This is a genomic window from Paraburkholderia sp. BR10923 (assembly GCF_040948765.1).
In the GTDB taxonomy this organism is placed as follows: Bacteria; Pseudomonadota; Gammaproteobacteria; order Burkholderiales; family Burkholderiaceae; genus Paraburkholderia; species Paraburkholderia youngii.
The window spans coordinates 342,647-364,595 of record NZ_JBFPKO010000008.1; the positions used below are offsets into that span (position 1 = coordinate 342,647).

A 21,949-nucleotide genomic window follows, 5' to 3' on the forward strand; every position below is an offset into this window, starting at 1 on the left:
TAACCCGGTAAGCCGCGCTTACCTTACGGCAGAGAAAAAACCACTCGACCATGATCGCCGCAGGGCGCACGATATTGGAATGCCGCATTTGAGCGGCGGTCCGCCGAGGACAGCATCGGCAGTAACGCAAAAATCAGGAGGAGATACATGCGCATCGGGTATATCGGGTTGGGCGCCATGGGTGGCGCGCTCGCCCGTCATCTGATCGGCAAATTTCCGCTAAGCGTGTTCGACCTGAATCAGACGGCTGTAGATTCCTTTGTCGAACTCGGTGCAGCTGCGGCGGCAACGCCAGCAGAACTCGCACGCAACAGCGACGTGGTATTACTTTGTTTGCCCAGAAGCTCGGATGTCAAAGCTGTCCTCTTCGGGCCGAACGGTCTTGCTGAGGGCCTTTCCGCTGGCAAAATTGTCGTTGATCAGACCAGCGGCGTCCCCGCCGACACGAGAGAGTTTGCCCGTCAACTTGAAGAAATCGGTGTGCCGCTGTTCGACGCCCCTGTCTCGGGAGCAATGGCCACAGCCATCGCCGGAACCATCTCCATCATTGCTTCTGGTCCGCACGCCGCATTCCTGAAGGTCCTGCCTGTTTTGCAGTCCATTAGTCCAAACGTCTTCCATTGTGGAGAGCGCGTAGGCAACGGTCAGACAATGAAGACCGTCAACAACATGATGAATGTCAGTTGCCGACTCGCCACTCTCGAAGTCGTGGCGATGGGACGCAAGTTTGGCCTTCCCCTTCAAACAATGACAGCGGCGATCAACGCCACGACCGCAAAAAATTACACGTCTCAAGGCATGCTGCCCGCCATCGCCGAGGGGCGTCAATCGACGAAATTCTGGTTGGCTCTACAGGTGAAAGACATCCATCAGGCAATCACGCTCGCGGCCGAACAGAAAGTTCCGATGCCGATTGGGGGGGCAGCCCGATCCATCTTGCAGATTGGACTAAATGCGCTGGGTAAAGACGCTCAGCTTGAGCAGATGATTGGCGTCATTGAGTCGATGGCCGATACCAAGTTTGTCGACGCGCCGACGAACGCAGAGACTGGAGACGCAAAGTGACCACGATAGGACTGGCAGGAAGCGGCGACATCGCTGCGTTTGTGGTTCGCCAGTTGGCGAGCAAGTATAAAGTTCGTGTCCTCGACGTAGATGGCGGGCCTCTTCGTTGCGAAAGTGCAGAGAAGGCAGACAGCGCTACAGCCTTGACCAAAGGCGTGGAAATCGTCGTCCTGTGCACTGATTCAGACGCGGCACGCGACTCACTGCTTCGACGCTCGGATTGGATCAATTCAGCCTCCGCAGTAAGCCCAATCCTCGTAGACATGAGCCAAGGAGACCCCGACGAAACCAGCTTGTTCGCTAAAGATTTTAGCGAACGCGGGATCACGTATGTCGACGCCCCCCTTCACACCGAGAATACCGAGGCAATCGAGGAAGGTTCGGCCATCTTCTTCGGAGGCCCGGCGACCGTGCTCGACTCAGTGCGCGATGTTCTGACGGCTGTCTGCCCGAAAGTCATCCACTGCGGCGAGGTCGGCACTGGTCACGCCATGCGGCTGATCGTCGCCGCGATTGCTGCATGTAATCGCCTCATCACCTACGAATGTGCGGCGATGGGTGCAAGAAACGGGCTTGCGATGGGCGACATGGCGACTGTCCTAAACAAGAGTTCCGGTTATAACAGCGCGTCTGCACGGGTACTTCCGGCGTTGGCCGCTAATAAACGAACCGCGGATTTAACGCTCGGCGCTTGTGCGAACGACCTGAGAAAAGCGTCAGCCGTTGGAATGCGATACGGGGCACCAATGCTCATTGCTACGATGGCTCGCTCAACGCTCGATGCAGCTTCGAATCGACTTGGTGAATCGAGAACCGTCGATGCGTTAGCCGAGATTTGGGAAGCCGATTCGGGACTTCCTGCCCCGGGCGCAGCCTGACCGAATAGTCGGGGTCGCCTGATATGACAGTGGCGCGACTGCGCGTGGGGCTGAGTACTCGCGCGGTCGTGCGAATCGGGACGTCGGCTTGCCAATGAAACGAGAACTCTGTTGCCCCACCGTACGCCGCTGGGCACTGCGGACGGCGATTCCCGGTAGGACTAGCGGTACATCAATTTAGAGTTATCGCCGGCCGGCTATGTGGTACTGGATATGAGCCAGCGCACTCGCGTCACTTCAAGCATCGCGTGCCGCAGAGCCTTCACACAGTCTGTCTGCAAGTGGCCCGTCAACTTACTGTGAAGAACGGGGTTCAAGCTCCGGTCGCCGGGTCAGCCTCAACGCATCAAAATGGTGTCGGTAACGGACGTCAGTAAGCCACGATTGCCTCCTGCGCGGGCCAAGTTGGCGATGGCGCTCGCGTGAGCACGATATTGCATTCGAAAATTGAAGGGAGTTAGGTAATGGCGAACGCACTGCTTGGCTGCATTGCCGACGATTTCACCGGGGCGACCGATCTCGCCAATATGCTTGTGCGAGGCGGAATGCGCACAGTACAGACCATCGGCGTGCCCGTCGCGGGGACGCATATTGAAGCCGACGCCATTGTCGTCGCGCTCAAGTCGCGCACGATCTCGGCCGAAGAGGCCGTCCGCCAATCGCTAGAGGCACTAGACTGGCTCCGAACGCAAGGCTGCCGCCAATACTATTTCAAGTATTGCTCCACTTTCGATTCTACTGACAAGGGTAATATCGGTCCTGTCGCGGATGCCCTGCTGGACGCACTTGGCGAGAACTTCACGATCGCCTGTCCCGCATTCCCTGAAAATGGCCGAACGATTTACCGCGGCAACCTGTTCGTCGGCGAGGTACTGTTGAGTGAGTCTGGGATGGAAAATCATCCGCTCACGCCAATGACCGACCCCAACCTCGTGCGCGTCTTGCAACGCCAAACCAAGTCGAAAGTCGGGCTGATTCGCTACGACATAGTCGCGAAAGGTGTGGACGCGATCCGCGCATACATCGACGAGTTGAAAGAAGACGGCGTTCGGCTTGCCATCGCCGATGCCGTGTGCGACGCGGACCTATATACGCTCGGCAAAGCGTGCCGAGATCTCGCCCTGGTCACCGGAGGCTCGGGAATTGGGCTCGGTCTGCCTCAAAATTTCCACTCAGCCGACTTGCTCGTCTACTCCGGAGAAGCCGGCGACCTGCCGAAAATCGACGGCGAGGCCGTTGTTCTGGCCGGCAGTGCATCCAAGGCTACCAATGCACAGGTCGCAGCGTGGCGCACCTCGAAGCCGAGCTTCCATATCGATCCGATAGCGATTTCGCGCGGCGACGACGTGGTTAATAGTGCCGTGGAGTTTGCGCGGAGCTATTTAAACAAGCGCGAGCCAGTGCTGATTTACGCTACTTCATCGCCAGAAGATGTGAGGGCCATACAGAAGAAACTGGGCGTCGAAAAGGCTGGGCACCTCGTCGAAGAGGCGCTCGCGACAATCGCACGACGGTTGCGCGATATCGGCGTGCGCAAGTTCGTTGTTGCCGGAGGCGAAACCTCCGGCGCAGTGGTGCAAGCACTCAACGTGCGCACGCTACGTATCGGGCCCCAGATCGACCCCGGTGTACCCGCGACGCAATCCGTCGGCGCGAATGATAAGGCACCCCTCGCGCTGGCACTCAAGTCTGGCAATTTTGGCACAACCGATTTTTTCACGAAGGCGCTGAAGGCACTGTAATGGCGACAATCTCAGCTAGTGAGAGCAGCATACGTGAAGAAATCTGCATCATCGGTCAAAGCCTATACGAGCGCCGATACACGGTGGGGAGTGCGGGTAACATAAGCGCGCGTCTCCACGATGGTTGGCTCATCACGCCGACCGACGCATGCCTCGGACGCCTCGATCCCAACGACATCGCAAAGGCCGACCTACAAGGCAATCATATTTCGGGCGGACGACCGTCAAAGACGTTGGCTCTGCATCGCAGAATCTACGAGAACAACAAGGAAGCAAACGGGGTGGTGCATACGCATTCGACACATCTTGTCGCGCTGACGCTCTCGGGTGTATGGAGGAACGACGACATTCTTCCGCCGATCACGCCGTACTACGTAATGAAGGTCGGCCACGTGCCACTGGTCCGCTACCGTCGTCCCGGCGACCCTGCCGTTGCCGAGGAAGTCGCTACACTCGCTTCGAAAGTGCGCGGGGTATTGCTTGAGCGACTCGGGCCGGTGGTTTGGGAAAAGTCCGTGTCACAGGCGAGCTACGCGCTGGAGGAATTGGAAGAAACGGCAGAACTTTATCTTTCGACATGGCCGCGTCCTGAACCGCTACCGGAATCCGCCATCGACGAATTGCGGAAGACGTTCGGCGCACACTGGTAAGCACCGTACCAACATTTCAAACATGAGACGAGGCATATGCCAAAATTCGCTGCCAACCTGACGATGATGTACAACGAGTACACATTCCTGGACCGGTTCGCGGCCGCCGCCAAAGACGGCTTCAAGGCGGTCGAATTTCTGTTCCCGTATGAGTTCCCTGCCGCAGAGATCAAAGCGCGCCTGACAGACAATGGACTGACGCAGGCGCTCTTCAATGCTCCACCTGGAAATTGGGAGGCCGGCGAACGCGGCATCGCGTCATTGCCGGGCCGCGAGGAAGAGTTCAAGCGAAGTATTCAGAAAGCGCTCCAATATGCGGCCGTTCTAGGCAATACGAAGCTTCATGTAATGGCCGGTCTCATTGCCGCCGGCGAGCCACGCGACAGGCCCCGCGCGGTGTACCTAAAGAACCTCGAGTATGCGGCGAAAGAGGCGCTGTCACACGGCGTCACAATCGTCATCGAACCGATCAACACACGCGACATTCCGGGATTTTTCCTGAATCGCCAAGACGATGCTCAAGCCGTATGTGGCGAGATCGGCGCACCGAACCTACAGGTGCAGTTCGACGTCTACCACTGCCAGATTGTCGAAGGCGATGTCTCTTTGAAACTCAAGCGAGACATGGTGCGTCCGAATGCAGGCATCGGCCATATTCAGATTGCGGGCGTCCCGCAACGACACGAACCAGATCTCGGCGAGCTGAACTATCCACATCTGTTCGAACTGGTTGACGCACTCGGTTACGACGGGTGGATCGGCTGCGAGTATCGGCCGAAAGCTGGCACGTCCCAAGGCCTCGGCTGGCTAAATCCGTATCTTTGAGAAGATCGGCCATAGCTGCCGCAATCTTTAAGCGGCTTGTGCAAAATACCATCGCAGCATTTCAAGGAGTGGCGAATAGTCAATTTGAGAGTTTCGAAACCGATTGACCCCAATTCAGAATCGAAGTAAAAACATTGAGCCACGCAACACGATTTCCTAGTTGGTCGCTTTCACGTGGAATGCAAATTCTCTTATGGAGAGATCCAGTTCAATGCCGTCCAAACGAAAGTATGGAGAACGGAATATGAAATCATTCAGCCTTTTGAAAGCGTTGACTTCGATCATAGCGCTGACAATCGCATCCAGCGTATGCGCCCAGAGCAGCAATCCGGCAACGGAAACAACAGCGACTGCGCCCAGCGACAAGGGAAGCAACCAGACGAACAGGGCATTGGCTCGCAAGGTGCGCGGCGCGCTCACGAGGACGCAAGGTCTGAACGTGTCGAGTATTTCTGTACGGGCGCGCGGGGGTGCAGTGGTGCTGACCGGGTCAGTTCCTACCCGAAGTCAGATTGACGTTGCAGGTGACGCCGCCAAGAGCGTACCGGGTGTAACTTCCGTATCGAACAAACTGAGCGTGGTGCAACAGTAGTCCGTCAGCGTTAGCGTTCGGCATGCATTGGCGTTCGACGATCTATCGCTGCGTTGGAGATCGAAGTGTTCCGGAAGGCTTTGACCTCCTATCACTGTCGCCGCTGCATGCCAACATAATGCTTTCATAGCAGGGAGATCCCGGAAGGTGCGTCGGCGCTATGGTTTCCGACTCTGCCTAGCAATTGGAATTCTTATACGAGATGTTTGGTGAAGAATGACTGAATCTTATCGAACGGGATAAAATTCAGCCGGTCATACAAGTCTACATGTCCCGCCCCCGGGACGATATAGAGTTCCTTCGGCTCTTTTGCCTCCTTAAATGCGTCCTCGCTGAAGTATCTCGAGTTAGCTATTTCACCGGCAATGAGCAGAATTGGACGCGGAGAAATCCACGAAAGATTCTGGAAGGGATAGAACTGCATCAGCGCGCCGTCGCTGGTGAGGGACATAGCTGTCGTCGATCGCGGATGGAAGCCTCGGGGCGTGCGATAGTAGTCATAGAATTCGCGCGCAACCGCAGGTGAATCAGTGCTGATGACCTCAGGCGTGCCGATGACGAAAATCTTCTCACCTTTCTCCGCCTCGATCCAGCGCTGAAGGGCGATGGTTTCAATCGCTTTCCTGCGATCTGCCTCGGACATCGTATCGCCGAGTCCTTGCCATCGGTCGCGGCCCATATCGTACATGCTGATGGTCACGACGGCCTTTATGCGAGGATCGATCTGCGCCGCGCTGAGTCCAACCCCCCCACTCCCGCAGATGCCAATGACACCAATGCGATTCCGGTCCACCGCAGGGTGAACGCCTAAAAAATCTACAGCGGCACTGAAGTCTTCAACGAAGGCTTCTGGAGAGGCAATGGAACGCGGCTGGCCACCACTCTCGCCATTGTAGGATGCATCAAAGGCTACGGTAATGAAACCCCGTTCGGCCATATGCTGTGCATAGAGACCTGACGTCTGCTCCTTCACGCCCCCAAACGGATGGCCAACGATGATCGCTGGGGATTGCCGCGAACGATCGAGGTTCTTGGGTACATACATGTCCGCGACCAGGTTGATGCCGAGTCGGTTATAGAATCGCACCTTGGCCTGATCGACGCGGTCGCTTTGGGGAAACGTCTTATCCCACGCCAAAGTGCTTGGGCGAAACTTATGCGGTTCGACAGGGACAACACGCCAGCGGCCGCTGCGTTGACGCCAGTTAGTTTCAGCAGGTTCCGTCGCCCAATGTCCACGCTCACTTGGCGCTTAATATCGTCGTCCATTATTAGACCTCCGGAATAGATAGGTCCGGCCAGGCGCCACCGAGAGTAAACGGTCTGGACCGCTCACTTATGAAGAAGCGTTTTGTAATGACGCGGACATGCTAACCGGCTATTAGGCCCGAGCATCCTGCTTTGTCGTCCGCAGTTTGCCCACCTCAGAATATGAGAAATGTTTGTGTCTTTGTCGAACCTCAGGAGGCTCCCAGCGAATTTTGCATAGTAGGCAGCATTCTCGTAAACATCAAGAATTGCGCCTCTATCCGATTCAGCGTGGGCGCGACCATCGCACGACTCTGCGTTGGCGATTGTCGCCAGATAGGGAGGTGCTTTTGCATCGTCTGCCGCCTCTGTGCTCGCCAGCGCCACGGGAGATTTTCGACCGCTACCCCCTGTGGTTTGAAAACCGCTGTAACCCCATGGACCGTCTTGCTTTGAGCCCGGGGAACTCCTGAATTCCGCGCTGGCCAGTGCCGACCTCGCTTCTTACGAGAGGTAGGAACCACGGGGAGCCCGAGTACGATTAGCCGACTGCGGGACTTGGAGCTGACGCCGGCTTTCTAATTGTCGAAACCGATCATCGCCTTAACTTCCAGATATTCCTCGAGGCCGAAAACGCCCATCTCGCGACCATTCCCAGAACGCTTATATCCGCCCATCGGCGCCTCGGTATTGCTTACCGCACCGTTGAGAAAGACGCGGCCCGCGCGCAATTGACGGCCCACCGACACGCCTCTCTCACGATTCGTCGTAAAGACGTAGCCACCCAAACCGTATGGCGTCCCGTTTGCGATCTGAACGGCCTCCTCTTCCGTGGAGTAAGGAATCACCGCGAGCACCGGGCCGAATATCTCTTCTTGTGAGATACGCATTTCCGGTTTCACATTCGCAAAAATCGTCGGCTTCACGAAGTAGCCACGTTGAAGTCCTTCCGGGCGACCAACGCCACCTACGCGGACGGCTGCACCTTCCTCGATGCCGATTTTGATGTATTCCTGCACCCGGTCGAACTGCAACTTATTCACAACCGGCCCCATGCTCACTTGTGGGTCTAGCGGATTGCCGACCTTGATCGCTTTCGCTTCACTTTCAAGCAAGTCCAGCAGTTCGTCCATCTGACTTTCATGCACCAAAATTCGGGAAGGCGCGTGGCACGATTGCCCAGTGTTCGAGAAGGCACGAGTCACGTTCCACTTCGCGGCCGCCCGCAGGTCTGCATCATCAAGGATGACATTCGCTGACTTGCCGCCAAGTTCCTGAGCGACGCGTTTTACCGACGGCGCAGCCGCCTCTGCAATCAAAACGCCGGCCCTGGTCGAACCCGTAAACGACACCATATCGATGTCCATGTGCTTGCTGATGGCGTTTCCGACGACCGGTCCATCACCGAGCACCAGATTGAAGACGCCCTTCGGTACGCCCGCTTCGTGAAGCACCTCGGTGAGGTGGATTGCGCTGAGTGGGGTGAACTCGCTCGGCTTCAGGACCACCGTGCAGCCGACCGCGAGTGCATACGCGAGCTTTGTGGCGAGCAGCTGAAGTGGCCAGTTCCAAGCGGTGATCAGGCCGCAAACGCCAATCGGCTCGCGACGAACCGTGTTGGGGCCGAGATGATATTCGAATTCGTAATCTTTGAGGCTAGCCAATGCCTGCTTGAACGACGCGAGAGCTGCAGGCGCATGAATCTTCTGTGAGACCGGCGTACCGAGCTCGAGCGTCACTACTTCTGCCAAATCATGTTCGCGCCGAATGAAGCGCTCGATAATTGCTTCAAGCAAGTCGACCCGCTCAGCCCTCGATGTGTTGCTATACGACGGGAATGCAGCCCGCGCGGCCTTTACAGCCACGTCAACGTCCTCGGCACCTGCCAGTGCGACAGTTGCGAACGGCTCCTCGGTAGCCGGGTTGACCAGCGTCCATATGTTGCTGGTGAGTGGAGAGACCCACTCTCCGTTGATGTAGCACTTTTCGTACGACCGCATATAAGTCTCCTGTTAATTCAATCGGCCGACGTTCCGCCCTACGTACATATTGGACCGGAAGAAAGTCTGCTCTGTGAAGCGTATCCAGTTCGACGGCGCCTTTACCTTCCTTCCTTCGTCGCCACGAAATCCCTAACCTCTTGAAGCGGTTACCTCCGCGGCGCGTTCCTGCTGACCCGCTCGGATGGGTGAGTATTCGTTATCGACCAGCCCAACAGCTATGATGTTCAGCACGCGGGGCCGAGGTAATAGCGATTTCACGACGGAGCGCACACTGCGCCGTCCCGTCGCATCGAAAGCGTTATATCCCGCGCCTAGCCCTGCAGACTCATCGCCGGTCGCTTACCGTCTGGGGGGAAAACACACCAGCTGCCGTCGCCGTGGCGAAAGAAAATAAACGCTATCTCAGGATTCGAAACACCTTCCACACGCACGAATCTGAATTGGTCATCGCGACTGTGGTTGAAGTGAGTAACTCGTATGCCATCGGCAGCCCCAATCCACCTCTCGACGAGGGCGCGCAGCGATCTTCCCGAAACGTTCACTGATCTACTCCCGCTTCCATGAGTTAGGACCACCTAGCCGCCATCCAAATCCAACGGCAACCAGGAAGTCGCGCCGCAAGCAATCCTCGCCCGGCGGCCCGCGCCAGTCCGTCAACCCGCCGACGCGGTCATCGATACCATGACGGGTTTCAGCGTTGGCAGCGACGATGATAGAAGTTTGAAATCGCACAGGCGTAGGGTCAAGTCAGCTATTATGGTGCATTGGTAAGCGGCGCTAACCGACCGCCGAAGTCAGAGAAGGTGCGCCGCAACATGCGACAAACCGGACAAGCTGAAGGTCGGTTTTAGCAGTTGCATAGGAGACACGACAAAGATGGAACTTCGACACCTTCGTTACTTCATAGCTGCGGCGGAGGAAGAACACTTCGGGCGAGCAGCCGTGCGCCTGCACATTACCCGGCCTGCCGTTTCTCAGATAATCGCGGATCTCGAGGGGGAATTGGGGACGCCGCTTTTCGAACGGCTTGCGCACACCGTTAAGCTCACCGCAGCTGGCCGCACCCTACTTCCCCTACTCGTAAGAGTGATGGACGATCTGAATGAAGCGATCGTCCTCACAAAGCGTGTGGGACACGGCATGACGGGGACGCTAAGAATAGGTTACGGGTCTCTCACCCTGATGCATTCGCTATTCAAGGCCGCCGTGAAGCTCTTTCGTACGACCTATCCCGAAATCAATCTGTCCTTGGTGGAGGTGTCTACCTCTCAACAAGCGAAGGCTCTCGCGGAAGGAAAAATTGATGCCGGTTTCATGCATCTGGGACCCAATCCACATCCAGGAAAGCGACGTACCGAGATCAACATGGAGCGTGAAGGCATCGTCTTGGATTCCGTATGCATTCAAACAGGCAGTGTTGGTGTAGCGGTTCCCAACGACCACCGATTTGCGCGTCGAAAGTCACTCACGCTCGAAGATCTTGCCGACGAACCGCTAGTGGTAGATCCTAAGTCGAGCAGTAGCCTTAGTTACGGACAGCTCTATGCTTTCTGTCAGGCGGCAGGATTCGAGCCCAATATCGTTCAGGAGGTCAGCACAATTGCGTCTCAGCTTAACCTGATCTCCGTTGGTATGGGTATCGGACTGGCGGTCATGGGGAAGAACTTCCAGTACCCTAGCGACGTGACGGTCGTTCCACTGATGAACCTCAACTATTCGACAAGGTTCATATTCGGATGGGTGCACCGGCAGAATGACCCTGTCCTCGACAAGATGATCGAGATCGTGAAGAATCTGTCGAAGTAATATGGCCCGCGGCCTCTGGGGTCGTTCGACGCTCCAGAGGCCGCAGGATTTGTATGAGACGCCAGGATGTGCTAACGCTTTAATACATCCGGGTTCACCATGTTCGCGCTCAGGTTGCCATCCAGCGCGCTGATAAGATTCTCTGCCGCATTTCTGTTCATGGCTTGACGAGTTTCGTGTGTCGCAGAGCCTATGTGGGGCAGCGTCACGACGTTGTCCAACTTCAGCAACGGCGACTCTGCCGGGAGAGGTTCCTCCCAATATACGTCGAGACCGGCGCCCGCGATGGTGCCATCCTTCAGCGCCTCGATCAGTGCCGGCTCATCGACAATCGGACCACGTGATGCATTGATGAGGAACGCGCTGCGCTTCATCGCTTTGAGTTGTGGCGTGCTGATCAGATTGCGTGTTTCCGGAGTCAACGGCGCTTGCACGAGAACGAAATCGGACGATTTCAGTAGTTCGTCCAATCCGACCTTCTTCGCGCCGTACTCGCGTTCGGCGAGCGCGTTGACGGCTCGATCGGTATACAGGACGTTCATCTCAAAACCCAAGGCCGCGCGTCGAGCAACCGACGTCCCGATACGCCCCAACCCAATGATGCCCAGCGTCTTATGGTGAACATCCACCCCGAACCGATCCTCAGCGATCTTCTTCGTCCAGTTACCAGCCTTCACATATGACGCCAGTTCGGCCAAGCGTCGTCCGGTAAGCAAGACCAGCGAGAACGCAGTATCGGCAGTGGACTCAGTGAGAACATCCGGTGTGTTGGTTAGCAAAATCCCACGCTGGTTCAGATAGTCGACGTCGAAAGCATCAAATCCAACCGAAACAGTGGAAAGCACCTTGAGACGGGTTGCACCATCCAGCGTTTCGGCATTCATTTTGACGCCGGTTCCGATTGCCCCATCGGCATCTTTGAGTGCTTCAATTAGCGCGCCAGGTTGCTTCGGATCGACAATCGTCACTTCTGCGTGAGAGCGCAGGTATTGAATCGTTTCTTCTGGGAGTGGTTTGTAGACTACGATCTTTTTCATTCAAAAAATCCTCAAGATATGTGGCAGCGTCCCAAGTCGGCCGACTAGCAAGACGGGGGTGCCAGTCCTCATTGGCCGGCTCGTGATCACCTGAACTGAAAGCACAACTGAAACTAGTCGCAAGCCTGCCGCTCGCCGGTTCCAGCCGCGCCAGACGTTCCTGCTGGAACGCCCGCTCAGAGGTCTCGCATCACCGCTGCCTTGGCGCTCGCAGCACTGAGCAGGAAGGAAATGTCCGTGCCAGCAGAAACGTAGCGGGCGCCCATCTCAACGAATTGAGCGACGAGTTTCGGATGCGAGTTGAGACCACCAACACCGAGGTGTTTTCCGTGCTTGCGGCAAGCTGCCATGCCCCTCGAATAAGCATCGCGAATCATCTCGTGCTCGAACTGACCCGGGATGCCCAACGATGCGCAAAGGTCGTTCGTTCCGATGAACAGCAAGTCGACACCGTCAATCGCGGCAATTTCGTCGATCGCGGCAAGCGCTTCCTTGGTCTCGATCATGATGACGACCATCGTCGCGTCATTCACGGCTTGGCCGACCTCCGAGCTTGGAAGCGAACGAAAGCCCATATGCGGCAGCACTCCACCATGCGAGCGTTCCCCCAGCGGCGGGAACTTTGCCGCACGGACGACCTGCCTGGCCTGCTCCGCGGACTCTACATGCGGCGCAATCACGCCGAGTGCGCCACCATCCAGAATCCGCGCAATGACATCTGGAGATAGGTTCGGCAATCGAACGAACGGGGCGATCTCAGCGTTCATGGCCGTCATGCAAATCTGAGCGGCAGATTCAATCGACAGGGTACTGTGTTCCAGGTCGATGTAGAACGTATCAAAGCCAGCTGTTTTCGCGATCGTCACGATCTCCGCTGTCCTTACCAGGCGAACGGTCATCGAGAGCGCCACCTCATCGCGTGCGAGCTTTTCCTTAACGACGTTCCGAACCAGATCCCGCGCAGCTACTTTCATTTTGTCCCCTCAATTTCAGACGCAGAAGAATTCGACTACCAGACGAGCGGCTCATACTTAGCATAGCTAGAAACTGCATTAACTGCCTGTTGCCCTGTCGCATTTCATTGCGCCCGAGAACTTCAATCGCACTTTCTGGATCTCCAAGCCAACAAAGCATGGATACCTGCTCAAACCGATGCCAACCGACTACTTACTAATAACTTCAAAAGCTTCCGGCTAACGCACGTGGCTGAGCGCACGTTTCAGGGCGGCGACGCCGCTACGCGGGCTTGACAACACCGGAACGCGAACTCCTTCCAATTGCGGGACTAGTCGCGCCATCGAAACCTGGGCCAGCACGACTACATCGACCTCCTCCGCCAATGCCGAGATGGTATTCTTCACGATCTCGTCGTGCAGTGCAGCGTTACCACTGAGAAGAGCCTCGAAAGCGCCGTCGGCGATTCGCTCGCTGACTTCGATAGTGCGTGAGAGTTCGTCGGCCTTCTTCCTAATCAGGCGGACAGTGGGCTCGAGCGTGGTCGACACGGTCGCAACCACCCCGATGCGACGACCGATCGAGCTCGCTTCCTCCGCCATCGCTTCATCGATCTTCACGATGGGGGTGCTGACAAAGTTGCGTACCGAGTCAACGGCTTCGCCCACGGACGAACAGGCATTCAGGATGATGTCAACATGCATCGCTTGCGCGTTAGCCATGTACAAGTGGATTCGGCTAGCAACCTCCTGCGTCAGATGGCCGGCCGCGCGGACGTCGTTGAGCAAGCTGTCGTCCATGATGTTGATAACGCGCGCTTCAGGGATTTGCTCACTGATTTGATCCTTGATGGGCTGGACCGTAACCGGCCCGGTGTGAACCACGGCGATGGTAGTCATAACTTGATCCAAATTCGCAAAAGATATGAAGTGATTGGATGCAGCTGCGGCTCTGTAGGCAGCGCGGCTTAGCCACGCGCCAATAACCAGCGTCAGAACGTCGGAAGCACCAGACGGAAGAACTCGGTCTCCTCAACCGCCTTGAGCGGCACCGGACCTTCGTTGGCCTCAAACTCGAACGCAGTGTGAAGACCGTATTCTTTCCCCTCGAAGCTGACTTTTCCCTTGCTCAAAAAGAGGAGCTCGATCGACGATTGCATGCCAGCCGCAAAGGTCGCACCGGCTTCAATCTTTACAAAGCCAAGCCGGGTGTTACGTTCCGTGAACGACCCAAGCCACTTCAGGAAAACGCCCTTCGTTGCTTCCGGAATCCACTCGAAACTGGCCGGATTCATGAGCACGAGGTCCTCATAGCGAGGTTTCGCATATTCGAGCTTGCGACCCATCACTTTTTCAAAGCAAGCTTCAAAGCCATCCTGATTGTGCTTCTTGCCTGACTCGTCGTACCAGGTGAAGATCCCGTTCTTGAATTCACCTTTAGTCTTCAGCTCCTGATTTGCTGCCTCGCGCTCTTCCACACTCGCGAAGCCGTAACCGCTCGAACCACCAAACTGGACCACCATCATTTCCAACCCTTCTGGGCGGTCTTGCGGTCCGTAGTACACGCTTTCGGGAAAATAGCCGACCCAACCTTCAGGCATGCTTTTTCCCTCACCATAGGGGAAGCTGCCTTTGATCACGTAGCGAACCTGATCGAAATTGTGTCGGTGGCTCGGTGCCGTCCAGCCGCCCGAGCCCGTGCGTCCCACGTTGATGAGGTAGTTATTTGGAGAACCGGGCTTTCCCTGCAGCAGAAACTTTTGTTCGAGAACACCTTCCCGCATATTGCTGCCAATTCTGCCGTAATCTGTCGTCGAGGCCTCTGAAACTCGCATTTGACCCTCCTTGTGGTCTAAAGCAAGCCGCGTTCTCGCGGCTACGCCTGACGGCGTGATTTAAAGTTATCCGCAGGGAGTTGAATTCGTTGTCCTACGGTTTTCGTCAAAAATCTCTTCAACTTCTCTAGCCTAAACAGCTCGCTGTTCGGCAGCGACCATTTTCTCTGGGGGGTGTTTGTTGCACCACTCCTATCCGCAGAGGCAACCGTGCCATTCCAAGCCGTCGGACTCCCTTTTCGCCGAGCAAACGAGAAGTCCTTACGCGAGCGCCCGAATCACCTCGGTGGCGTCGCTGGAATTCTCCAGCGTCCGCACGAGTTGCTGAGCCCTCTTGATGGCGGTCTCCGATGGCGGGACCGCCGCGACTGAAGCGCAACTTGCAAATTTTTCGGTAAGCTGTTCCCAGTTAAGCGGTGCTTCTGAACTGCCGGGAATGTTGTCCCCAAGGCGTTCGAAGACCCGACCGTCTCGCGTCACGATCTCGATCCGCCCATCGGGCAGCTTGAACGTCCAATTCTGATTGGGGTCTTGCACCGGCACGACCTTCGCCGCCATCGCCAGTACTTCGGGATCCTCCAGCGCTGCTTCGCTGAAGTCGGTGATGTCCATCTTTCCTTTGCTCGCCGCAATACCAACGATGAAAGGCAGGCTCATCTTTGCATCCACGAGCGTCTTTGGTGCGCGGCGGACATCCAACGGCGTACACATGGTGTACGTAAAATCACCGACGAAGGTTCGGATCGTCTCGATATCCTTCGCCGCGATTCCCTTTTCCCTCATCAATTCAATGGTGGCGTGTATGTATGTGTGCGAATTCCCAACCGCAGGCCAAGCCTTATATAGGGTGGTTCCACCGAGGAACCGCTCACCCAAGCCGTCAAGCATTTTTTCGCGGTCGTACTTTCCGCCGAAGTACACGTTGAAAATCCCTGCCTTCCCTTCGAACAGCGTTTTGATCCCAGTAATGCCTTTTTGTGCGAGAAGCGCTGCAATCACTACACCCTTCGCTGTAAAGCCAGCGTACATCCCGCGTAGGTCACTGCCTGTTGCGAAGATGACTTCCATCGTCCCACAGGACTGCTGGCTGGCGATGCCAAGTGCGTGAGCTGTTTGCTCGGCAGACAGCCCGAGGATATAGGCTGCGGATGCCGTAGCGGAAAATGCGCCAACCATGGACGACAGGTTCCAGTTCTGATTCCAGCCGACGTTGCAACGCAGTCGCGCAAAGAGATCCTGACCGACTGCTACCGCTGTAATCAATGTCTTTCCCGAAACGCCTCCCATGCGCTCGCCGATCGCGAAGACGGACGGGACGATGGAACTAGCCGCGTGCGCGCCCCACGGAGTCTGGTCGTCGAAGTCCAAGCAGTGCGCCATGGAGCCGTTCGCGAACGCAGCCGAAATTGCAGGCAGCTTCCCACCGAAACCAAGAACGGTACTTTCCGCACTTCCACCGCCCTGTTGCAGCAGCTCTACCAACGCCCGTACCGCTGGTTCCATGCCACTCGCTGCAAGCGTCACGCCCAATGTATCGAGAATCGTCTTCTTCGCGCCCTCGATGGCGTCGTCGGACAGGTCTTCGTAGCGAGCATTTGCTACAAAATTACCGAAGTGCTGGCAAAGGTCCAAGTCGTCGTTCATGAATAAAATGCTCAGATAATCCGTTACAGCGAATTTGTTCGCGACTCAGCATGCCAACGCAAGTTGGGCCATTACTCACAGGTGGGGAGTCTCCAGTGACGCCAAGTCAAACCGCCGCTCGTCGCCCCTCTGCGCAGCCCTACTTCTGGCTGCACCTTTATCGTGCTGTTAATTCTGCGCGTCGGGACTGTTTAAGTACAGTTCGTTTTCTTCTACAGCCTGGTAAGCTGCGCTAACGTCAACTGGCGACTTTGCGCCCAGCGGGCCGATCAATACAGTTACAATTTATGGCGCGGCGTGCCCCGTTTTGTGCCAATTCAACTGGCACACGACTTAGTCGCGGAGCGGCCTCTCTCTCGATCTAAAACAGAGAGCAATATCCTACGTTGCCCACAGAATCTGTCGAGAATCGATCCGTAGTCGGTCGCGTAGCCTCGCGAATCTGGAGCCCTGACGCCGCTCATGACCGCCGTAAAGAGATTTCACTGGCACAGGCGACAGGTGGGCGAGTGGTGCGATTCACCGGCTCGTCTACACGGCGGCTGAGGTCTGCTGATCGCTGCGCCGGCATCACGCTGCGGATTGCGGAAACACTTGCCAGCCGCGATCGGTATGGTGAAAGGGGACTGCTCACACAGGCGCCGTAGCCCGTGCCCTTCCACGCATACACCACATAGACGGATTCACGCCGTCATCCTCGCCAATCAACTGCGCACCGATGCTTGAGTCTACAGTGATGGGCAAGACGGCGTTCGAGACGCACTTACCAGCGAATGGCAACAAGCGCGCGAGCTCGCCGACGAAAAGCACGACGAAGATACTCCGGGCAGGTGTCATGTCCGATAGGAAGTTGGTTCTCGGCAGCGCTCATTACCAGACACCGACAAACCGAGCACGATGATTCCCGGGGTCGTGGATGCGCCGGAGTGGGGCCCTGGAGACGTCGTTCCCGCCCTGGATCAAGTGGGCACTCTGGGCGGCCGCTAATGTGCAGTCGCCGATTGCCGCGCCTCACCGCGTGGGTCCGCGGTGCCCGTAGACCCAAACGCCACCATTGACAGCTCGATGACATCAAGACAGCGACGCGTACTTCACGTTCTGGAACGCTCGCAGCCCTTCAACTCCGCCCTCGGAGAACATGCCGCTCTCCTTGTGGCCTCCAAACGGCGTTTCAGGATAAGTGACCCTCCATCCGTTGCAGATGACGTTACCGGCTTCGAGATCGTCAGTGGCTCGATGAAGCGTCTCGAACTCACGAGCATGCACGTAAGCCCCGAGGCCATATGGCAGGCGGTTAGCCAAGTTGATAGCCTCGTCGTACGTGTCGAACGGGGTCAACGCCGCGATCGGGCCGAACGGTTCGGTGTTCGAAAGCTTCGCTTCGGTAGTCGCATCAGCAACAATCGTTGGTGCATAGAAGAATCCTGGCCGGTCAAGACGCGTGCCTCCCGTGGTGACCCGGAAACCGCACCGTTTCGCATCCGCAATAAGCTCTTCCACTGCCCTGAGCCGCCTCTCGCTCTTCAGAGGCCCCATGCGGGTCGAAGGGTCAAATCCACACCCAACGATTATCTTCTTCGCCTCGGCAGTCATCGCGTCGACGACATCTGCATAGATAGAACGTTCAACATAGAACCGGGTCGGCGCGAAGCACACCTGCCCTGAGTTGGCGAATTTAGCGGCGACCGCCCGCTCAGCGAACGTCTGAACATCAATTCCGTCAAACGCCAAGACTGGTGCATGGCCGCCCAGCTCCATGATGGGTCGCTTCATATGTGCCACGGCTTGCTGCGACAGCAACTTTCCGACTTGCGTCGAACCGGTAAACGTCACGGCGCGTGTAACGGGGCTTTCGAGCCATTTGTTCGAAAGCATCACCGGATCTCCTGACAAGACTGAGAGAACGCCCGCTGGAAGGCCGCATTCATACACAATCTGCCCAAGCGCGAACGCGCACGCGGGCACCTCTTCAGAGGCTCGAAGAACGATAGAACAACCGGCCCCGAGAGCGCCCGACATCTTGCGCGACGGCGTAACGAGCGGTCCATTCCAGGTGACAAAAGCAGCCACAGGTCCTACGGGCTCGACGAGCACAAGTTGGCGCGCGTTGCCTTCCCGTGACGGAATCACCCTACCGTACGCGCGCCTGCCTTCCTCGGCGGCCCACTCCCACATCCCCGCCGCCACTTCAACCTCGCCAAGAGCCTCGTTCCATGGTTTGCCGAGTTCAAGCACCAGCAGCTCCGCGAGCGCCTCAGCTCGCTCCCGCATGCGGTCCGCAACCCTGCGCAATAGTCTGCTTCGCTCAAAAGCGGATGTCTTTCTCCATACACCGAAACCCGCACTCGCCGCATCAACCGCTTCATCGGCGTCAGCTTCGGTCGCCATTGAAACCGGGCCAAGAGTAATGCCCGTTGTCGGATCAATGACGTCCATGGTCGATCGACCATCACCGTATTTCATCTCGCCAGCAATAAGCTGACCTAGCTTCGGATACCGTTTGACCGCATCCGCTCGCGTAGTCGTCATCTGATTACCTGTATCCTGTTCTTCGAGCAACGACATCCAGATTGTCGAAGTCCCGCCTTACATCAAAAACACACCCTTACCGCCGCTTTGACGATTGAAAGCTTGATATGCCTCTTCTGCCTGGTCGAGTCGCCAGCGGTTCGTGAACAGTTTGTCGAGATCGATTTCTCGCGCCACGACAAAGTCCGCGCAGGCTCGCTGACCTTGAATTGACATCGTCCAAGAGGTCAGGATGCGCACTTGAGTCCGCAGATACTTGGCCAGAGAGAAGCTGAATTCTGAGCCAATGCCGACGAGGCATACCGTGCCCCATGGACTTACTGAGTCGAGAGCGTCCTGGTTTGCCGTCGCCGCGCCGGACGTCTCTAACGCGACGCTGACACCCTTCCCTCCCGTCAGTTCCCGGATTGCCTCGGCAACCCTACCGTCACGGGGATTAATCACTGCATCCGCACCGAAGGATTTTGCTGTGTTGCGTCGACTTTCGTCGATGTCAAGGGCGATGACGCGAGCGCCTTGAGCCTTAGCAAGCAGCGTTGCGGATAGACCGACAGGCCCCTGGCCGAACACGGCGACAGTGTCTCGGCCGGTTAGACCGATGCGCTCAAACGCACCCCATGCAGTGCCTGTGCCACACGAGATCGCCGCGCCCGCTTCAAAACTGAGTCGTTCGTCCAGTGGCACTAACGTGTCTGCGGGAACTTTCATGTACGGCGCGTGCGCGCCGTGCGCATCCGTGCCGTATACCGTTACAGGCGTTGTTCTGCACATTTGCGGCCATCCCGAACGGCAGTCGGGGCATCCCATACAACCGCTGTAGTGATGAACCATGACCCGCGCACCAACGCGTGCATGAGGTCCGATGGCGCCGGGGCCGACTGCAACCACGACTCCACACGGCTCGTGGCCGCCGATAACAGAACGCCGGGCTACGTTTTCCGGTTGTCGGTAAAAGTGTAGATCGCTGCCGCACATACCGGACGCTTTGATCTCTAAGACGACCTCACCGACGCCCGGCGTCGGATCAGGGAAAGTCGCAAGCTCGAGAGTACAGTTTCCACGAAAGACAACGCCACGCATGCCTTGATTTCCTCTTCAGTCTTAATTCAACAGTGAGCACATTGCGGTGAGCTGACGCGCAGCCCGAAAACCGCCCGAGCGGTTGCGCCGATACTCGGAAGCTGTTGTCGGGCCGCGCCAACGCGCTGGATACGTCTAGCGTCGCGAGGCAGTATGTGCCAGTACCTGGGTCGTATCGGAGCTCTCCTCAGGCTCTAACGCCTCGAGAGACTGTTGATTCGTCTCGATCCCGGCAACCAACATGAGCAACGCGACAAAGAGATAAGCCCCTGCGATGGCGCCAACGACGCCGGTAATGCCGAATCGATTAAAAAGCGCCAGCACGATGAACGGCGACCCGATGAGACCCAGTCGACCGATCATTTGAGCGACGCCACCACCACGGAATCGATATTCGGTCGGAAACAGCTCTGGAGTCGTACCAAGGCCCAACGTCAAGAAGATTGCAACTGCCGAAACCAGCAGGAAGCCACAAAGAACGATGGCGATAGGAGAACTCAGGAACGGATAGATTGTCCCCAGACATGCGCATACAGCGCCGAACAACATAATCGCACTGCGCCGGCCAATGCGATCAGAGATGTAAGCGAGAAACAAAGGCCCGGCGATCCAGCCACCCATCATGGCGGCATTAAAGCCAAGGGAATGGGTAACACTCATACCCTGCTTAACAAAGAAGGTCGGCATCCAGCCCGTAAGACTATATGAACCAAACAGGCAGATGACGTTGACAATAATGGCCAGCATGGTGCGCCGGATGACGGTCCGCGAGAATAGCGCGGAGATCGGCACCCAATGCGGTTCCCTTTCTCGCGACTGGCGTCCGATGGGGAGCGGGTCGCTAATGCCGGCCTCGTTCTCGATGGCTCGAAGAATCTCCTCTGCTTCCGCATTGCGGCCAACGCGCTCCAACCACCGAGGAGACTCAGGCAGGTGACGACGCATCCACCAAACCCACAGCGTACCGATGCCGCCAATCACAAACATCGGACGCCAGCCCAGCCACGGAATCACAATCGTGGCCACCACAGAGGTGATGAAGACGCCCGATCCACCGATCAACGCCAGCAGACCCAAATATCTACCTCGGTTGGCGGGCGGCACAAACTCGATAACGAGCCCGTAACCCATCACGTACTCGGCACCCATGCCCAGACCCATCACGAAGCGGAGCGCGATAAGCCACGGCATGGACGGAGCGAAGGCGGACAGAAGCGCCATTCCACCGAAGATTGCGAGATTAAATTGATACGCGAACCGCCGCCCGAACCGATCGCTCAGCCAACCGGCAAGCCCCGCACCGATCGTGAGCCCGACAAAGGTGGCAGACATGAAAAGCGAGTTCAGCTGCAATGTAGACCAACCACTATGGAGCATTGCTGCCAGCACTGAGCTCGACAGGGTGTTGTCGAATGAGTCGAAAAACATACCCATGCCGACTAGCCATAAGACGCGTGTATGGAAAGCCCCTATCGGGAGGCGATCGAGTCGCGCGCCAGCATTCACGTTGTTAGTCATTAAAAGTGTCTCCGTCAAATCCACACGCCGGTCATTGCCTGCGCGTTACATCACCACATTTCTAGGCATTTTCCAATTCAGAGCAATAGGCGCTGTGAATGGAGTTGGACGAATATTGGGCCATATTTGTGCGTCCGCGCAGCGGCATTCTTCACCTCGCAGCTAGACCAAACCAGTCTCAGCGTTTCGAGCACCTGGTCTGTTGAAGCGCAAGTCGGTGAAGGCGCCGTGATGTGCGCACGATTCGAACAACACGGCCGCAATGTATTGCGGCAGGTCAAAAATGAGGCGGGCTCTTGATGCAAGTTGTCTCCGGAGTGACTAGTCTTGTAGCCGTCGTTATGCGTCTACTTTGCGCCGTTGCCTCTTATGCGTACAGTCTGTTTTTCTTCGTCCGTTGGTAAGCTGCGCTAACCTCGGCCTCCGCGCCGCTGTCCATAACTGGGTTCTCGGCCGCGCAAGACGTTCATATGCGACGCTCTCGAAACCACCGCCGATCGCGGATTTCGCGCGGGCATCCGCCATGTCTGGGCCGGGAATTCAG

At 56.9% G+C, this 21,949-nt stretch carries 17 protein-coding genes; 7 read left to right on the top strand and 10 right to left on the bottom strand.

Annotated elements, in window-relative coordinates; all coding sequences use genetic code 11:
• Positions 1-147: 147 nt before the first annotated feature.
• The 6 genes from AB3X94_RS18035 to AB3X94_RS18060 all read left to right on the top strand — a co-directional run bounded on the left by AB3X94_RS18035 (position 148) and on the right by AB3X94_RS18060 (position 5,752).
• Positions 148-1,065 carry an NAD(P)-dependent oxidoreductase gene (locus AB3X94_RS18035; RefSeq protein WP_018434062.1) on the top strand — a complete coding sequence of 306 codons (918 nt, stop codon included), beginning with the start codon at positions 148-150 and terminating at the stop codon, positions 1,063-1,065.
• Positions 1,062-1,943: an NAD(P)-dependent oxidoreductase gene (locus AB3X94_RS18040; RefSeq protein WP_368612243.1), complete on the top strand. Its 882-nt coding sequence runs from the start codon at positions 1,062-1,064 to the stop codon at positions 1,941-1,943. Before AB3X94_RS18035 ends, AB3X94_RS18040 begins: the two co-directional genes overlap by 4 nt.
• 464 nt (positions 1,944-2,407) lie before the next feature.
• A complete protein-coding gene (gene otnK / locus AB3X94_RS18045) occupies positions 2,408-3,685 on the top strand; it encodes a 3-oxo-tetronate kinase (protein WP_368612244.1) in 1,278 nt (425 codons plus the stop codon).
• The gene (locus tag AB3X94_RS18050) at positions 3,685-4,335 is read left to right on the top strand and encodes an aldolase (protein WP_368612245.1); all 651 of its coding nucleotides are present in this window, start codon (positions 3,685-3,687) and stop codon (positions 4,333-4,335) included. The genes otnK and AB3X94_RS18050 overlap by 1 nt, the downstream gene beginning before the upstream one ends.
• Positions 4,336-4,371: 36 nt before the next feature.
• Positions 4,372-5,160 (top strand): 2-oxo-tetronate isomerase, encoded by a 789-nt coding sequence (gene otnI / locus AB3X94_RS18055; protein WP_368612246.1) that lies wholly within the window; start codon positions 4,372-4,374, stop codon positions 5,158-5,160.
• 244 nt (positions 5,161-5,404) lie between these two features.
• Positions 5,405-5,752, top strand: coding sequence for a BON domain-containing protein (locus AB3X94_RS18060; protein ID WP_368612247.1), 348 nt, complete (start codon positions 5,405-5,407; stop codon positions 5,750-5,752).
• A 193-nt stretch (positions 5,753-5,945) separates the two neighbouring features.
• On the opposite strand, the gene AB3X94_RS18065 is transcribed toward AB3X94_RS18060, so the two are convergent.
• A complete protein-coding gene (locus AB3X94_RS18065) occupies positions 5,946-6,890 on the bottom strand; it encodes an alpha/beta hydrolase (protein WP_368612248.1) in 945 nt (314 codons plus the stop codon).
• A gap of 688 nt (positions 6,891-7,578) precedes the next feature.
• Complete coding sequence (locus tag AB3X94_RS18070; protein ID WP_368612249.1) at positions 7,579-9,000, bottom strand: aldehyde dehydrogenase family protein; 1,422 nt, start codon at positions 8,998-9,000, stop codon at positions 7,579-7,581.
• 879 nt (positions 9,001-9,879) lie between these two features.
• On the opposite strand from AB3X94_RS18070, the gene AB3X94_RS18075 reads away from it, so the two are divergent.
• Positions 9,880-10,809: a LysR substrate-binding domain-containing protein gene (locus AB3X94_RS18075; protein WP_018434054.1), complete on the top strand. Its 930-nt coding sequence runs from the start codon at positions 9,880-9,882 to the stop codon at positions 10,807-10,809.
• 71 nt (positions 10,810-10,880) lie between these two features.
• On the opposite strand, the gene AB3X94_RS18080 is transcribed toward AB3X94_RS18075, so the two are convergent.
• From AB3X94_RS18080 to AB3X94_RS18115, 8 genes are all read right to left on the bottom strand, one after another.
• Positions 10,881-11,846 carry a D-glycerate dehydrogenase gene (locus AB3X94_RS18080; RefSeq protein WP_176106126.1) on the bottom strand — a complete coding sequence of 322 codons (966 nt, stop codon included), beginning with the start codon at positions 11,844-11,846 and terminating at the stop codon, positions 10,881-10,883.
• 176 nt (positions 11,847-12,022) lie between these two features.
• Positions 12,023-12,820 carry an HpcH/HpaI aldolase/citrate lyase family protein gene (locus tag AB3X94_RS18085; RefSeq protein WP_018434052.1) on the bottom strand — a complete coding sequence of 266 codons (798 nt, stop codon included), beginning with the start codon at positions 12,818-12,820 and terminating at the stop codon, positions 12,023-12,025.
• Between the two features lie 219 nt (positions 12,821-13,039).
• Complete coding sequence (locus AB3X94_RS18090) at positions 13,040-13,699, bottom strand: aspartate/glutamate racemase family protein (protein ID WP_368612250.1); 660 nt, start codon at positions 13,697-13,699, stop codon at positions 13,040-13,042.
• Between the two features lie 92 nt (positions 13,700-13,791).
• On the bottom strand, positions 13,792-14,634 hold the full coding sequence (locus tag AB3X94_RS18095; protein WP_368612251.1) for a hypothetical protein: 843 nt from the start codon (positions 14,632-14,634) through the stop codon (positions 13,792-13,794).
• Positions 14,635-14,895: 261 nt separating this feature from the next.
• A complete protein-coding gene (locus AB3X94_RS18100; protein ID WP_368612252.1) occupies positions 14,896-16,278 on the bottom strand; it encodes an MmgE/PrpD family protein in 1,383 nt (460 codons plus the stop codon).
• 1,071 nt (positions 16,279-17,349) lie between these two features.
• Positions 17,350-18,843, bottom strand: a complete 1,494-nt coding sequence (locus AB3X94_RS18105) for an NAD-dependent succinate-semialdehyde dehydrogenase (RefSeq protein WP_018434047.1) — start codon at positions 18,841-18,843, stop codon at positions 17,350-17,352.
• Between the two features lie 21 nt (positions 18,844-18,864).
• On the bottom strand, positions 18,865-19,887 hold the full coding sequence (locus tag AB3X94_RS18110) for a zinc-binding dehydrogenase (RefSeq protein WP_368612253.1): 1,023 nt from the start codon (positions 19,885-19,887) through the stop codon (positions 18,865-18,867).
• A 135-nt stretch (positions 19,888-20,022) separates the two neighbouring features.
• Positions 20,023-21,405: an MFS transporter gene (locus AB3X94_RS18115; RefSeq protein WP_018434045.1), complete on the bottom strand. Its 1,383-nt coding sequence runs from the start codon at positions 21,403-21,405 to the stop codon at positions 20,023-20,025.
• Positions 21,406-21,949 lie beyond the last annotated feature (544 nt).

Coding starts and splice junctions, on each gene's coding strand:
- AB3X94_RS18035 (WP_018434062.1), top strand. CDS start 148: ATGCGCATCGGGTATATCGGGTTGGGCGCCATGGGTGGCGCGCTCGCC.
- otnK (WP_368612244.1), top strand. CDS start 2,408: ATGGCGAACGCACTGCTTGGCTGCATTGCCGACGATTTCACCGGGGCG.
- AB3X94_RS18050 (WP_368612245.1), top strand. CDS start 3,685: ATGGCGACAATCTCAGCTAGTGAGAGCAGCATACGTGAAGAAATCTGC.
- otnI (WP_368612246.1), top strand. CDS start 4,372: ATGCCAAAATTCGCTGCCAACCTGACGATGATGTACAACGAGTACACA.
- AB3X94_RS18060 (WP_368612247.1), top strand. CDS start 5,405: ATGAAATCATTCAGCCTTTTGAAAGCGTTGACTTCGATCATAGCGCTG.
- AB3X94_RS18070 (WP_368612249.1), bottom strand. CDS start 9,000: ATGCGGTCGTACGAAAAGTGCTACATCAACGGAGAGTGGGTCTCTCCA.
- AB3X94_RS18075 (WP_018434054.1), top strand. CDS start 9,880: ATGGAACTTCGACACCTTCGTTACTTCATAGCTGCGGCGGAGGAAGAA.
- AB3X94_RS18080 (WP_176106126.1), bottom strand. CDS start 11,846: ATGAAAAAGATCGTAGTCTACAAACCACTCCCAGAAGAAACGATTCAA.
- AB3X94_RS18085 (WP_018434052.1), bottom strand. CDS start 12,820: ATGAAAGTAGCTGCGCGGGATCTGGTTCGGAACGTCGTTAAGGAAAAG.
- AB3X94_RS18090 (WP_368612250.1), bottom strand. CDS start 13,699: ATGACTACCATCGCCGTGGTTCACACCGGGCCGGTTACGGTCCAGCCC.
- AB3X94_RS18095 (WP_368612251.1), bottom strand. CDS start 14,634: ATGCGAGTTTCAGAGGCCTCGACGACAGATTACGGCAGAATTGGCAGC.
- AB3X94_RS18100 (WP_368612252.1), bottom strand. CDS start 16,278: ATGAACGACGACTTGGACCTTTGCCAGCACTTCGGTAATTTTGTAGCA.
- AB3X94_RS18105 (WP_018434047.1), bottom strand. CDS start 18,843: ATGTCGTTGCTCGAAGAACAGGATACAGGTAATCAGATGACGACTACG.
- AB3X94_RS18110 (WP_368612253.1), bottom strand. CDS start 19,887: ATGCGTGGCGTTGTCTTTCGTGGAAACTGTACTCTCGAGCTTGCGACT.
- AB3X94_RS18115 (WP_018434045.1), bottom strand. CDS start 21,405: ATGACTAACAACGTGAATGCTGGCGCGCGACTCGATCGCCTCCCGATA.